This is a genomic window from Mycobacterium numidiamassiliense, from assembly GCF_900157365.1.
Classification (GTDB): domain Bacteria; phylum Actinomycetota; class Actinomycetes; order Mycobacteriales; family Mycobacteriaceae; genus Mycobacterium; species Mycobacterium numidiamassiliense.
The window spans coordinates 3,533,307-3,546,773 of the sequence record NZ_FUEZ01000004.1 but is presented as its reverse complement, the minus strand read 5'-3'; the positions used below and the strand labels follow the sequence as shown (position 1 = coordinate 3,546,773).

9 protein-coding genes are annotated in these 13,467 nt (G+C 65.7%); 7 read left to right on the top strand and 2 right to left on the bottom strand.

Features of this window, described 5'->3' with window-relative positions; translation table 11 throughout:
• Nucleotides 1-46 precede the first annotated feature (46 nt).
• Both MNAB215_RS25300 and MNAB215_RS25295 read left to right on the top strand, forming a co-directional pair.
• Entirely contained in the window at nucleotides 47-976 is a 930-nt protein-coding gene (locus tag MNAB215_RS25300) for a TIGR03619 family F420-dependent LLM class oxidoreductase (protein ID WP_077081221.1), read from the top strand.
• Nucleotides 977-1,043: 67 nt separating this feature from the next.
• A complete protein-coding gene (locus MNAB215_RS25295) occupies nucleotides 1,044-1,808 on the top strand; it encodes a class I SAM-dependent methyltransferase (protein WP_077082325.1) in 765 nt (254 codons plus the stop codon).
• Here MNAB215_RS25295 and MNAB215_RS25290 read toward each other — a convergent pair.
• Nucleotides 1,805-5,047, bottom strand: a complete 3,243-nt coding sequence (locus MNAB215_RS25290) for a serine/threonine-protein kinase (protein ID WP_077081220.1) — start codon at nucleotides 5,045-5,047, stop codon at nucleotides 1,805-1,807. The genes MNAB215_RS25295 and MNAB215_RS25290 overlap by 4 nt on opposite strands.
• A gap of 213 nt (nucleotides 5,048-5,260) precedes the next feature.
• Between MNAB215_RS25290 and MNAB215_RS25285 the strand changes: the two genes are divergently transcribed.
• From MNAB215_RS25285 to cysW, 4 genes are all read left to right on the top strand, one after another.
• Nucleotides 5,261-6,733 (top strand): MFS transporter, encoded by a 1,473-nt coding sequence (locus MNAB215_RS25285; protein ID WP_077081219.1) that lies wholly within the window; start codon nucleotides 5,261-5,263, stop codon nucleotides 6,731-6,733.
• Nucleotides 6,734-7,503: 770 nt separating this feature from the next.
• The gene (locus tag MNAB215_RS25280) at nucleotides 7,504-8,541 is read left to right on the top strand and encodes a sulfate ABC transporter substrate-binding protein (RefSeq protein ID WP_083746249.1); all 1,038 of its coding nucleotides are present in this window, start codon (nucleotides 7,504-7,506) and stop codon (nucleotides 8,539-8,541) included.
• Nucleotides 8,538-9,431 (top strand): ABC transporter permease, encoded by an 894-nt coding sequence (locus MNAB215_RS25275; RefSeq protein ID WP_077081218.1) that lies wholly within the window; start codon nucleotides 8,538-8,540, stop codon nucleotides 9,429-9,431. The genes MNAB215_RS25280 and MNAB215_RS25275 overlap by 4 nt, the downstream gene beginning before the upstream one ends.
• Nucleotides 9,428-10,243 (top strand): sulfate ABC transporter permease subunit CysW, encoded by an 816-nt coding sequence (gene cysW / locus MNAB215_RS25270; RefSeq protein WP_077081217.1) that lies wholly within the window; start codon nucleotides 9,428-9,430, stop codon nucleotides 10,241-10,243. The genes MNAB215_RS25275 and cysW overlap by 4 nt, the downstream gene beginning before the upstream one ends.
• A 4-nt stretch (nucleotides 10,244-10,247) precedes the next feature.
• Here cysW and MNAB215_RS25265 read toward each other — a convergent pair whose 3' ends face one another.
• On the bottom strand, nucleotides 10,248-10,931 hold the full coding sequence (locus tag MNAB215_RS25265; RefSeq protein ID WP_083746248.1) for a cysteine peptidase family C39 domain-containing protein: 684 nt from the start codon (nucleotides 10,929-10,931) through the stop codon (nucleotides 10,248-10,250).
• A gap of 330 nt (nucleotides 10,932-11,261) precedes the next feature.
• Between MNAB215_RS25265 and MNAB215_RS25260 the strand changes: the two genes are divergently transcribed.
• Nucleotides 11,262-13,439 (top strand): glutamine synthetase III family protein, encoded by a 2,178-nt coding sequence (locus MNAB215_RS25260; RefSeq protein ID WP_077081216.1) that lies wholly within the window; start codon nucleotides 11,262-11,264, stop codon nucleotides 13,437-13,439.
• Nucleotides 13,440-13,467: the final 28 nt, after the last annotated feature.

Here is a 13,467-nt window from a genome sequence, read left to right as displayed (position 1 = left end):
TACTGTACGTTCCATCGCTTGAGTCGAAGAGGACGTTGTTGGCGCAATGAAATTGGCGTTTGGGCTGCCGCATACCCTCGAATTGCCGGCGATGACGGCGAATTGGGAATTCGCTGTCACGGGTCCGGAACAGGCGGCGATGGTCAAGCGTGCTGACGAGTTGGGCTACGACATGGTCTCGGTCCCTGAGCATTTCGTCGTGCCGCATTCTCATCTGGAGTTGTCGGGTCCGCATTATCTGCATTCGACGGTCGCGCAGGCGTTCATCGCGGGGGCGACGCAGCGAATCCGGGTCAATTCGAGCGTGACGATTTTGCCGTTGCACCATCCCGTCGTGTTGGCCAAGGCGTTGTCAACCGCGGACTGGATGAGCGGTGGCCGCATCACCGCGACGTTCGGAGTGGGTTGGGACGCAGAGGAATTCGATGCCCTCGGGGTGCCTTTTCACGAGCGGGGCCGGATGGCCGACGAGTACCTGGCGGCGATGCTCGAATTGTGGACGAGCGAGTCGCCGGCGTTCGACGGCAAGTATGTGTCGTTTGACGCGATCGCCTTCGCACCGAAACCAGTGCAACGCCCGCACCTCCCGATTTGGATCGCCGGCGATGCCGACGCGGCGCTCAAGCGGGCGGCGCGGTACGCATCGGGATGGTGGCCGTTCCTGTCGAAGGTCGAGGACCTTCCGGCCAGGATCGACTTCATCAAGTCGCAGCCAACCTATGACGGCCGGGAATTCGACGTCATGTATCCGCTCGGTATGGGCAGGGTCGGCGAAGGTCACGTCTCCACCGACGACCCTAACTATCGCCCCGGCATGACGAAGCAACAGATCGTCGACCAGCTGTGCCGATTCGCCGAACTCGGCGTGACGTTCAGCTCGGTGCCCGGGCCTCGGATGAGCGGGCCGCAAGCCTACCTCGACTACGCGCAATGGGTGATCGAGGAAGTCAAGCCGCAGCTCCCCGGCGCGCGCTAAGGTTCCTCACACGTAGGACACATTGCGCCCCAAGCATTCCCGAGAAGGCTGGGATACCGTGGCTAACGTGACAGATCGGCAGGAAAGGGCGATGTCCTTTGGATCAATCGCCGAAGACTATGACGTGTTGCGGCCGCAGGCTCCGCCCGGTGCGGTGGACTGGATGGTGCCGCCGGGTTGTCAGGTGGCCGTCGACGTCGCCGCCGGCACCGGATTGTTCACCCGCACGCTGATCGGGCGCGCGGCGCAGGTCATCGCGGTCGAACCGGACGCGCGGATGCGCGCGGTGCTCGCGGCGCGATCCGCGTCCGTCACCGCCCTCGAGGGCCGCGGCGAGTCGATCCCGCTCCCGGACGCCGCCGCGGACGCCGTGTTCATCTCCTCGGCATGGCACTGGATGGATCCCGAACGGGCGGTCCCGGAGATCGGCCGTGTGCTGCGCAACGGTGGCCGGTTCGGCCTGATCTGGACGAGCCGAGACCGTGAGGTGGACTGGGTGCGTGAGCTGGACCGGCTCCCCGGCGAGGACACGCCCGAGGCCGATTCGCCCGACCGATTCCAGCGGCGTCACCGAAACGTCGAACTGCCGGAGCCGCAGATCTTCCACAACATCGAGCGCGAGACTTTCGACTTCGTCCGGCCGATGACACTCGACGACGCCGTCGCGATGGTCGGTACCTACAGCAGAGTCATCATCGCGTCCGCGGATGACCGCGCGCGGCGGCTGGCCCATGCGCGCGCCGCGCTCGAGGAGCGTTTCCCTGGGGCCGACACGATCGAGGTTCCGATGCGGTCGTGGTGTTGGCGAGCCGAGCGGATCGCCCGCGGTTAGCCAAGCCCGGCGTCGACGAGCAGCTGCGCCAAGCCGTGCTGGGCGCACAGGGCACGCACTGCGGCGATATCGTCGCGCGCATCATCGGCGCGTCCTGCGGCCGTAAGCGTTTCGACGAGCAACAAGCGGGCCTGCAGGGCCGCCAGCGGGCGAGCGGCCGGGTCAATCCCGACGAGCAGCACGTGAGCGCGTCTGCACGCCTGCTCTCGGTCCTCGCTGGAGTGACTTCTTGACAACAGCCGGATCCCGGCGGCCTCGTCCAACTCGGCGGTGACGATGGCGATGCCGTTGTCGCCGTGCGGGATACTGCGCTCGGCCCGCAGCCTAGCGGCGTCCGGGGGGTTGATCGGCAGTCGAAGCCTGGCGCGCTCATGGTTGATGGCAGCGGCCAGCCGCGGCAGCTCCAGCTCCTCGGCCACCGCCGCGCCGGCGTCAAGCCGGCTGATCGCCGCCTCACGATTCCCTTGCACGGCTTGGACTCTCGCGTCGACGACGTATCGTGCCATCAGGTAATCCACTCCGCCGCCCTCGGATCCGAGCTGATAGCTGTCGTCGAGAAGATCCGCAGCCTCGGCCAATTCGCCCATCTCGTAGAGCAGTTCGCCGAGAAGCGCGCCGGCGAGTCGCGCCGCGTGCGAGTGTGGCCCCGCCGCGGAGCCGATCTCGAAGGCCTGCCGGAAACTGTGCAGCGCAAGCGGAATGTCGAGCTGATATCTCGCGCCGATGCCGGCCCAGCAGCGGGCGTAAACGGCACCCACCGTGCCGACCAGCTCGTGGTAGGGCTCCGCGAATGCCAGCAGCCGATGTGCGGCCTGGTAATCGAAGCGGTGGATCGCCGCGAAGGCCGACACGGTTGCGGCGGCCTGGGGCAGCACCGGACGCAGGGTCTCTGGCCTCGACATCGCCTCGGCGACCAAGTCAGCCACGGCTTCGACTCGGTCGGAATAGGTTTCGGCCACCGCACGCACCACATCGGCCTCGACGGTCAGCTCCGCCCGCCGCGCCTCGGGCACGCTTGACTTGGAGATCGCGGCGGCGAAGCGATTGAGCGCGGCATCGGTGCCCTCGCGGCGGTGCAGCAGAATATTGGCCCACGCCATGGCGAGTTGCAGGCCCGGCCGCGAGGCCACCAGCTGCGGGGGCAGCTTCTCGATGATCGCCAGAAAGGTGGTCATCCGCGATTGATTGATCAGGGCCCTGGTCTGTACCTGCTCGACGAGTTCGAGTGCCCGGCCGGCATCGCCCGCGGCCAGAGCGTGATCGACGGCCTCGCTGAAATAGCCGCGATCGTTGAACCACGTCGAGGCCATCACGTGCAGATGTTTTCCGAGCTCGGGATTGTCGCGTTCGAGCCGGCGCCGGAGAAATCCGGCGAACAGCTGGTGGTAGCGGAACCACTGCGGTTCGTCCGGGATACGCCGCAGAAACAGACCCCGTCGCTCGACCTCCTCGAGCACGCCCTGCGCGCTGCCGTCCCCGGCCAACACCGATGCCAGTTCCCCGCAGGTCCGTTCGGTGATCGACGTGGCCAGCATGAACTCGACCAGCTCGGGTTCCAGGGCGTCGAGCACATTCTCGGCAAGAAATTCGCCGACCTCATCGTTTTCGCCCGGCATTCCGCTCAGCAGGCTGGTCGCATCGCCCCCGCCGCGCAGGGAAAGCGTCGCCAGTTGCAGGGCGGCCGCCCACCCGTCCGTCGACGCGGTCAGGGCCGCCACATCGGTGCCGTCCAGCCGAAGTCCCGCGACGTCATTCAACAGGGAACCCGCCTCGTCGGCATCGAAACGCAGCTTTTCACAGTCGATTTCGACGAGATCGTCACGAATTCGCAACTTGCTCAACGGCAATTCGGGACGCGACCAACTGGTCACGATGATCTGCAGCTGATCCCCACCGTGGCCGATCAGGAAACGCAGGGCAGCGATGGTTTGACTATCCGATACCCGCTGCCAGTCGTCGATCACCAGTGTGATCGGCTCGCCGTCCTCTTCGAACTTGTCGATCAGCGACGCCAACACGAAGCGGCTCGCCGCATCCCCGCGCTGTTCGAGGACCTCTCCGAGCGGGGCGGCGATGGCCGGACGGACGCGTCGGATGGCCTCGAGCAAATGGGCGAGAAACCACACCACGTTGTTGTCATCGTCGTCGACCGTCAACCAGGCCACGGCCACACCGGAATTGGTGAGTTCATTGCGCCACTGCGCCACCAGGGTGGTTTTGCCGTAGCCCGAGGGGGCGTAGATCAGGATGAGTTTGCGGCGGCCGGCCGCGCGCAGAATCGCCGTCAACCGATCGCGGGTCACCAGCGACTGAACCCCAACGGGAGGACGGTATTTCGTCGTCGGCGCCGGCGGAGTCAGTGTGGAATCGAGCGGTGACGCCGAGGTGTCGGCGACCGGTAGGGCCATGTCGTCGACGGCGAGGCGGTGGCGGCGCTGGACATCGCGGAGCTCCTCGCCATATCCGGCCGCGCTCGCCGGACGGTGTGCGGGGTCTCGGACCATCGCGCGTTCGATGACGCTGATGATGTCGTTGGGTGCTCCCCGCTCGCGCAGCGTTTCGGAGACCGACCGTCCCTTGGGTGGGTGGCCGGTCAGTGCGCAGAACAGCGTCGCGCCAAGTGAATAAACATCGGATCCTGTTGTGGGAGTGGCTCCTTCGAGGAGCTCGGGTGCGATGAAGGCCGGCGAGCCGATGACCACCCCCGCACGTGTCTCGAAACCGTCGGCGATCCTGGCCAGCCCGAAATCGGTCAATTGCGGTTCGCCGTAGTCGGTGAGCAGAACATTTCCCGGCTTGACGTCGCGGTGCAGGATGCCGGCACGGTGCGCGGCTTCCAGCGCGCCGGCGATCTTCACACCGATGCCAACCACTTGGGTCCAGTCCAGCGGCGTGCGGCCGCCGACGCGCTCCCACAGCGACCCCTTGGCGTGGTAGGGCATCACGATGAACGGCCGGCCGCTAGGGGTTTTGCCGACCTGCAGAACGGTGACGATGTGCGGGTGCCCCGACAGCCGGCCCATGGCGCGCTGCTCGCGCATGAAGCGCTCCAGGTTGTCGGAATCGAGATCGTTCGTCAGCACCTTGACCGCCACCAAGCGGTCCAGCTGCGGCTGCGTGCACCGGTAGACGACCCCGAATCCGCCGCGCCCGATCTCCTCGACGCCGTCGAAGCCCAGGTCCGCGTCGGCCGCCGCAATCAAATCCTGCTGGATCGCCTGCGCATCCACGTCAGCCATCGGATTGTCACTGTCCTCGACGGTGGGGTAGGGGCCTCCACGGGTCAGGCCACCATATCGCGAAGGCCCACCGCCAACGGCAGAACGGCGTGGCTGCTGCCCTGTCGCGTTCGGCGGTGCCGGTAACCTCGCTTGCACCACGTGGTCCGGGGCCGGGCACTCTCGCGATCTGTGGCCGCAGGTAAATCTCTGGCAGAAGAGAACGGAGCGAGGATGAGCGGCAGCGCGCAAACCGGAACCATCATCACCCGTGTCCCGGCACGAATGGACCGGCTGCCGTGGTCGCGGTTCCACTGGCGCGTCGTCGTGGGACTCGGCGGTGTCTGGGTCCTGGACGGCCTCGAGGTCACCATGGTCGGCAACGTGTCGGCCCGGATGACGGAAAAGGGCAGCGGTATCCATCTGGATCCCGCCCAGATCGGCGTGGCGGCGGCGATCTATATCACCGGGGCCTGCTTGGGCGCATTGTTCTTCGGTCACCTGACGGACCGTTTCGGTCGGCGCAATTTGTTCATGCTGACGTTGGCCGTGTATCTGGTGTCGACGGTGGCGACCGCATTCGCCTTCGCGCCCTGGTACTTCTTCGTCACCCGCTTTTTCACCGGCGCCGGCATCGGGGGTGAATATGCGGCCATCAATTCGGCGATCGACGAGCTGATCCCGGCGCGGGTCCGGGGCCGGGTGGACATAGTGATCAACGGGACATACTGGCTGGGTTCGGCCGCCGGAGCGGCCGGTGCGCTGGTCCTGCTCGACACGTCGAATTTCCCGGCGAACCTCGGCTGGCGGCTGGCGTTCGGGATCGGCGCCATCTTCGGCATTTTCGTTCTTCTGGTGCGGCGCAACGTTCCGGAAAGTCCGCGGTGGCTGTTCATTCACGGCCGCGACAAGGAAGCCGAGCGGATCGTCAGCGACATCGAACGAGACGTCGAATCCGAAACAGGGCAGCCGCTTCCCGAACCGGGCGGCCAACCACTGAAAATCCGCCAGCGCCAGACGATTTCGTTCTTCGAGATCGCCAAGGTGGCATTCGTCCTCTATCCGCGGCGCGCGGTTCTGGGACTGGCGCTGTTCATTGGTCAGGCATTCCTCTACAACGGCGTGACGTTCAACCTGGGCACGCTGCTGAGCGAGTTTTACGGAGTTCCCTCGGCAAAGGTCCCGCTGTTCTTCATCCTGTGGGCGCTCAGCAACTTCCTCGGGCCCTTGCTGCTCGGAAGGCTGTTCGACACCGTCGGCCGCAAGCCGATGATCACCGCGTCCTATATCGGGTCGGCGGTGGTGGTCGTCGCCCTGGCTCTGTTGTTTGTGACCAAGACCGGCGACGCCTGGACATTCATCGCCGTGCTCGCGGTGGCGTTCTTCGTGGCCTCGGCGGGCGCGAGCGCGGCCTACTTGACGGTCAGCGAGATCTTTCCCATGGAGACCAGGGCGCTCGCGATCGCGCTCTTCTACGCGATCGGGACGGCGATCGGCGGCATCAGCGGCCCGCTGCTGTTCGGTCAGTTGATCAATTCCGGACAACGCGACCTGGTGTTCTGGTCGTTCGTGCTCGGAGCGGTCGTGATGGCGGCCGCAGGCCTGGTGGAACTGTGGCTCGGTATCGCTGCCGAGCGGCGCCCGCTGGAGGAACTGGCGCTCCCGCTGACCGTGGCCGACGCCGAGGAGCAGGACGCTACATCTTGACCGGCGCCGTTTCGACTACATGCGCCTCTGCATCCTGCGCGGCCTGGAATCGCTGAACATCGAGTTCGTCGCCGATTCATGACGACGCCACGCGGCTAGCGCTCGCCCGCACCGTGTTTCGCGGCCGTCGCCGCACCTGCCGTGGCCGCACCGGGCGGCGTGTTTCCTTCACCGTGACTTTTAGGCCGGCGGCAGAGGTCGGCCGACGCGCGTTGCCGGGTGCGCTGTCGCTTGCGGCGGGCACGACCGGTTCGTCGGCTCTGCCACGCACCCGCCGACGACGGGACCTGGCCAGGGCACCACATCGTCTACGCCTTAGGACCAACGGGGTAACGGCCCGGCCGGCAGACGGCATCAAGCTGCGGCTTTGCCAGCTTGCTTGACCGAGCAGGCGATGGTGGCCCGACGCGCGGCGACTTCGCCTCGTGGTCCTTTGCTGGACGGCCCGATTGCGCGCGGCGTCGAGTTGACTCGCCGCACCCGTCGCTGCGGCGTTACACCGACGTAAATCGGTACCCGATACCCCATGCCGCCGGTTGCAGTCGGGCCCCGGGCACTGTCGATCGTGTCCCGAGCGAATGCGCATTCACGTTGCTAGGCTGCCCGTCATGCACGAGACAGCGGGATACCGCGAACGCGTTGTCTTCGTGCGCTGTTGTCGCTGACTCTGACGCCCGTGCGCGGTCCGGACTGGAGTTGGTGACTCTGTTCTAGAAGCCCTTCCGCAGTGACGGGATTGATGTCGTTAATCCCGCACTGGAAGGTCATCCATGTTCAACAGCCTCCGGACCGCACTGCGCTGGCGCCACGCCGCCGCGCTGAGCGCGGCCGCCGGCTTGGTTGCGGCATGCGGGGGTGGCCCCAGCGACGTGGCGGGCGGCGGGGGGCTGGCCAACGCAAACATCAAGATCACCCTCGTTGCCTATTCCGTCCCAGAACCCGGCTGGAGCAAGGTGATTCCGGCGTTCAACGCCTCGGAGGAAGGCAAGGGCGTGCAGGTGATCACCTCCTACGCGGCATCCGCCGACCAGTCGCGCGGGGTCGTCGAGGGCAAACCGGCCGACGTCGTGAACTTCTCGGTCGAGCCCGACGTCACGCGACTGGTGAAGGCCGGAAAGGTCTCCGCGGATTGGGACAAGGAAGCCGGCCACGGCAATCCGTTCGGATCGGTGGTGACATTGGTTGTGCGCAAAGGCAATCCGAAAAATATCCGGGATTGGGACGACCTGCTGCGGCCCGGCGTCGAGGTCATCACCCCCAGCCCGCTGAGTTCGGGCTCCGCCAAGTGGAACCTGCTCGCCCCGTATGCCGCGAAAAGCCGGGGCGGCGCCGACAGTCAAGCGGGTATCGATTTCATCAGCAGGTTGGTGCGCGAACACGTCAAGTTGCGTCCCGGGTCGGGACGGATCGCCACCTCGGTGTTCTCGGAAGGCAGCGGCGACGTCCTGATCAGCTACGAGAACGAGGCCATTGCCGCTGAGCGACAAGGCAAATCCGTCGAACACTTGATCCCGACGCAAACCTTCAAGATCGAGAATCCGGTCGCGGTGGTGAGCACCAGCGCGCATCTTGACGCCGCGAACGCCTTCAAGAATTTTCAGTACACGGCCGCGGCCCAGAAGCTTTGGGCGCAAGCCGGTTTCCGGCCGATCGATCCAGCGGTCACCGCCGTTTACCGGGACCAGTATCCGGTTCCACTGAAACTGTGGACCATCGATGACCTCGGTGGCTGGGCCACGGCCGATCAGCAACTCTTCGACAAGAACACCGGCAGCATCACCAGGGTCTACATGCAGGCCACCGGATGACGACCGCGATCGTTCCGGACCCCGAGGCGATCCGGCCCGAGCTGGCCCAGCCCGGTAGCGCCCTTCCGGTGCCACCGCAAGGGCTGCGCGCGAGCCGCAACGCGGGCTTCACGTCACTTCGGGTCGGAGTGACGGCGCTCTGGCTATCGGTGATCGTGCTGCTGCCATTGGCCGCCATCGCGTGGCAGGCCGCCGGCGGCGGCTGGCAGGCCTTCTGGCTGGCGGTCACCTCGCATGCCGCCGTGCAGTCGTTCCAGGTGACGCTGAGCATCTCCGTCGTGGTGACCATTCTCGATGTCGTGTTCGGGCTTGCGACCGCCTGGGTCCTGGTGCGCGACAACTTCATCGGGAAGGGGCTGATCGACGCGGTGATCGATCTGCCATTCGCGCTGCCGACCATCGTGACCAGCCTGGTGATGCTGGCCCTGTACGGCAAGAACAGCCCGGTGCACATCCATCTGCAGCACACGCCCCCCGGGGTGGGGATGGCGCTGGCGTTCGTCACGCTGCCGCTGGTGGTGCGCGCCGTCCAGCCGGTGCTGCTGGAGATCGATCGGGACGTCGAGGAGGCAGCGGCATCGCTGGGTGCCAGCGGCCCGAAGGTCTTCGCGACGATCGTGCTGCCCTCGCTGGGGCCCTCGCTGTTCACCGGCGCCGGGTTGGCCTTCTCGCGATGTGTCGCCGAGTTCGGCTCGGTCGTGACCATCGGTGGTGCCGTACCGGGCAAGACCGAAGTCTCGTCGCAGTGGATACGCTCCCTGATCGAGAACGACGACAGGACCGGCGCGGCCGCGATGTCCATTGTGCTGCTGTCGATCTCGTTTGCCGTCCTGGTGCTCTTGCGGATCGTGGGCGGCCGCGCGGCAAAACGAGAAGAGAAGGCCGCGTGACGTCCATCTGGGCCCGCTATCTCGTTCGGTCCGTGACGCTGGCCTACATCGGCGTGATGCTGATCGTCCCGGTGTCGATCATTCTGTGGCGGACCTTCCGGCCCGGGTTTGCTCAGTTTTACGCGTGGATCACCACGCCGGCGGCGATCTCGGCGCTGGACCTGTCGTTGCTGGTGGTCGCCGTCGTGGTGCCACTGAACGTGGTCTTCGGTGTGCTCACTTCGTTGTTGCTCGCGCGCGGCCGGTTCCGCGGCAGGGCGGCGCTGCAGGCGATCGTCGACCTGCCATTTGCGGTGTCGCCCATCATCGTCGGGGTGGCCCTTATCCTGCTGTGGGGATCGGCGGGCGCGCTGGGCTTTGTCGAGAACGACCTCGGGATCAAGATCATCTTCGGCTTACCCGGCCTCATCCTCGTCAGCATCTTCGTCACCTTGCCGTTCGTGGTGCGAGAGGTCCAACCGGTGCTGCAGGAGGTGGGAACCGAGCAGGAACAGGCTGCGGCAACCCTGGGTTCGGGCCCGTGGCAGACGTTTTGGCGGATCACGCTGCCGACCATCCGGTGGGGACTGATCTACGGCACCGTGCTGACCACCGCACGCACGCTCGGCGAATTCGGCGGGGTCATCATGGTGTCGTCTAACCTGCCGGGGGAGTCCCAAACACTGACGCTGCTGGTGAACGATCGCTATGCCCGCGGAGCCGAGTATGGCGCGTATGCGCTGTCCACGCTGCTGATGGGGGTCGCGGTGGTGTTTCTGATCGTGAAGACGACCGTGCTGGTTCGCCGCAAACGGGCGAAAGCCGAGGCGTGACTCTCTACGGGGCCGCGGTCCTGGTCACGACCGCGGAGTTGTGATACGGGGCCCACGCCTGCTCAAAGGTGGCGAGCGGGACCTGCTCGTCGCGGCCGGTCGGGACACCGCTGTCGTTCAGGTGCACTACACCGGTTTTGGTGTCGATGCCGGTGACGACCACGAAGTGATTTGCCAGGTTGCGGTTGCCGGGCCGGTTCCAGATCGTTTCGGCATTGAGGATGACGATGACTTTGCGCTTTTGCGCCAGGTCTTCTTCCAGCCCGGCCGTGGTGGTCCGGATGTTGTCGGCGGTGACCCAGTAATGCCAGAGCAGCATCGGTAGGTCCCTGATGTTGGTGTTGCCCGGTGGCTGCCACATCGGCCCGGAACCCACCGTGCTTGGGGTCCGTGCGGCCACGGTGGTGATTTGGTGCTCGGTGGGCTCACGACCGGTCAGCTCGCCGACCACGTCGGCTACCGCCATCTCCCCGCAGTCGGATGTGTGCTGTAGGCGCCAGTAGGGCGCCGCGGCGGCACCGTCGCCATACACCCCCGAGTCGTGCCCGGCGTCCGGCGCGGGGCCCGGGGCCGCATGGACGACGGCGGCCGAGATCATTGTCGCCGCAGTGACGGTGGCCCACAGTGAGGTTGCGATGCCAGTGCTGCCAGCGACCGCGGCAATGCTGGTCCGCACGGTGCTGGTCATTTGGCGTCCTTTTCTCGAGCCGCTGCTGCGGCGCGCCACGGTATTGAGAAAAGGCTGACGAGTCGCCTACGCGGATCATTAAACGGGACGGACGCCTCAACCGTGGGCAGACGCGCGAATGCGTTATCCCGATGAGATTGATCCGGGCGGTGCGCGGTGGAAAAGCCGCAAAACAGCACCTCATCGCTTCGGATGTGGCGCGGCGTCTCACGTTGGAAACCGTTGCATCGTGGCGTTGACGCTGGCGTAACAAAATTGCCATCGAAGCTTCCTAGTGTGGGGCGGTCCACCTTCCGTAGAAGGTCGGCCTCCCCATCGATAGGAACTACATTGAGCGGAAACGCAGTCCGCCTCGAGGCGATCTACAACGTCGAGGCTTATGTCCCCCCGGCCATCAGCTTCGTGCCGGGCGAAGAGCCTGGCGAAGTCTTCGGATCCAACGTCTTCACCAAGGCCGAGATGCAGGCCCGGCTACCCAAGGCGTTGTACAAGTCCATCGTCGCGACCATCGAAAAAGGCACCAAGCTTGATCCCACGGTCGCCGACGCGGTCGCGATAGCCATGAAGGACTGGGCACTGGAGAAGGGCGCGACCCACTACGCCCACGTCTTCTACCCGATGACCGGCCTGACCGCCGAAAAGCACGACAGCTTCCTTGACCCGGTCGGCGACGGGACCACGCTCGCCGAGTTTGCGGGCAAGACCCTGATCCAAGGCGAGCCGGACGCGTCCAGCTTCCCCTCAGGCGGACTGCGTAGCACCTTCGAGGCGCGCGGCTACACCGGCTGGGACGCCACCAGCCCGGCCTACATTCTGGAGAACCCGAACGGCAACACCCTGTGCATCCCGACGGTGTTCGTCTCGATGACCGGTGAGGCGCTGGACTACAAGACCCCGTTACTGCGCAGCCAGCAGGCGATGGGTGTGCACGCCGAGCGCGTCCTGACGCTGTTCGGCCACAAGGATCTCAACCACGTGGTGTCGTTCTGTGGCCCGGAGCAGGAGTACTTCCTGGTCGATCGGCACTTCTTCCTGGCGCGACCGGACCTGATCAACGCCGGGCGCACCCTTTTTGGCGCCAAGCCGCCTAAGGGCCAGGAATTCGACGACCACTACTTCGGCGCCGTGCCCGAGCGTGTCCTCGGCTTCATGATGGACACCGAGCGGGAGCTGTTCAAACTCGGCATTCCCGCCAAGACCCGGCATAACGAGGTAGCACCCGGCCAGTTCGAGATCGCGCCGATGTTCGAGCGGGCCAACATCGCCTCCGACCACCAGCAGCTGCTGATGACGATCTTCAAGACGGTCGCGAAGAAGCACGGCATGGAATGCCTGTTCCACGAGAAGCCATTCGCCGGCGTCAACGGGTCGGGCAAGCACGTCAACTTCTCGCTGGGCAACTCCGAGCTGGGCTCGCTGCTGGTCCCGGGCGATACTCCGCACGAGAACGCGCAGTTCCTGGTGTTCTGCGCGGCGGTGATCCGGGCGGTGCACAAGTTCTCCGGCCTGCTCCGGGTGTCGGTCGCGTCGGCCACCAACGACCACCGCCTCGGCGCCAACGAGGCGCCGCCCGCGATCATCTCGATCTTCCTCGGCGAGCAGCTTGCCGACGTGTTCGAGCAGATCGCCAAGGGCGCGGCCACGTCCTCAAAGGGCAAGGGCACCATGATCATTGGTGTCGACACGCTGCCGCCATTGCCGACTGATCCGGGCGACCGCAACCGCACCAGCCCGTTCGCGTTCACCGGTAACCGGTTCGAGTTCCGGGCGCCGGGCTCCGGGCAGACGGTTGCGGTGCCGTTGGTGATTCTGAACACGATCATGGCGGACTCGCTGGACTACATGGCCACGATCCTCGAAAAGGCCGTCGCGGACGGCGAGGACTTCGACCATGCAGTGCAGAAGCTGCTCACCGAGATCATCACCGAACACGGCGATGTGGTGTACAACGGCGACGGATACTCGGAGAAGTGGCAGATCGAGGCGGCCGAGCGCGGCCTGCCGAACCTCAAGACCACGCTGGATGCCATCCCGGAGCTGATCAAGCCGGAAGCGGTCGAGCTCTTCGAGAAGTATGGGGTGTTCAGCGAGCGTGAGCTGCACAGCCGCTACGAGGTCCAGTTGGAGCAGTACGCGCTGACCGTCGCGGTCGAGGCGAAGCTGGCGCTCGAGATCGGGACGACGGTGATCCTGCCGGCCGCGATCCGCTACCAGACCGAGCTGGCGCAGAACATCGCCGCACTGAAGAAGGCCGGCGTCGAGTCGAGCGCGGCTGTGCTGGAATCGGTTTCGACCCCGATCGTGGATCTCACCGAGGGCTTGGCGACGCTGAAGGCGGCGCTGGGCGATCACTCGGCGGAGTCGGCGCTGGACGAGGCCAAGCACGCCCAGGACGGGCTGCTGCCGGCGATGGCCGCGGTGCGCGCTGCCGCCGACATCTTGGAAAGCGTTGTCGCCGACGACCTGTGGCCGCTGCCCACGTATCAGGAGTTGCTCTACATCCTGTGATCAACCCGTGAATCCGTCGTCGGGCGTG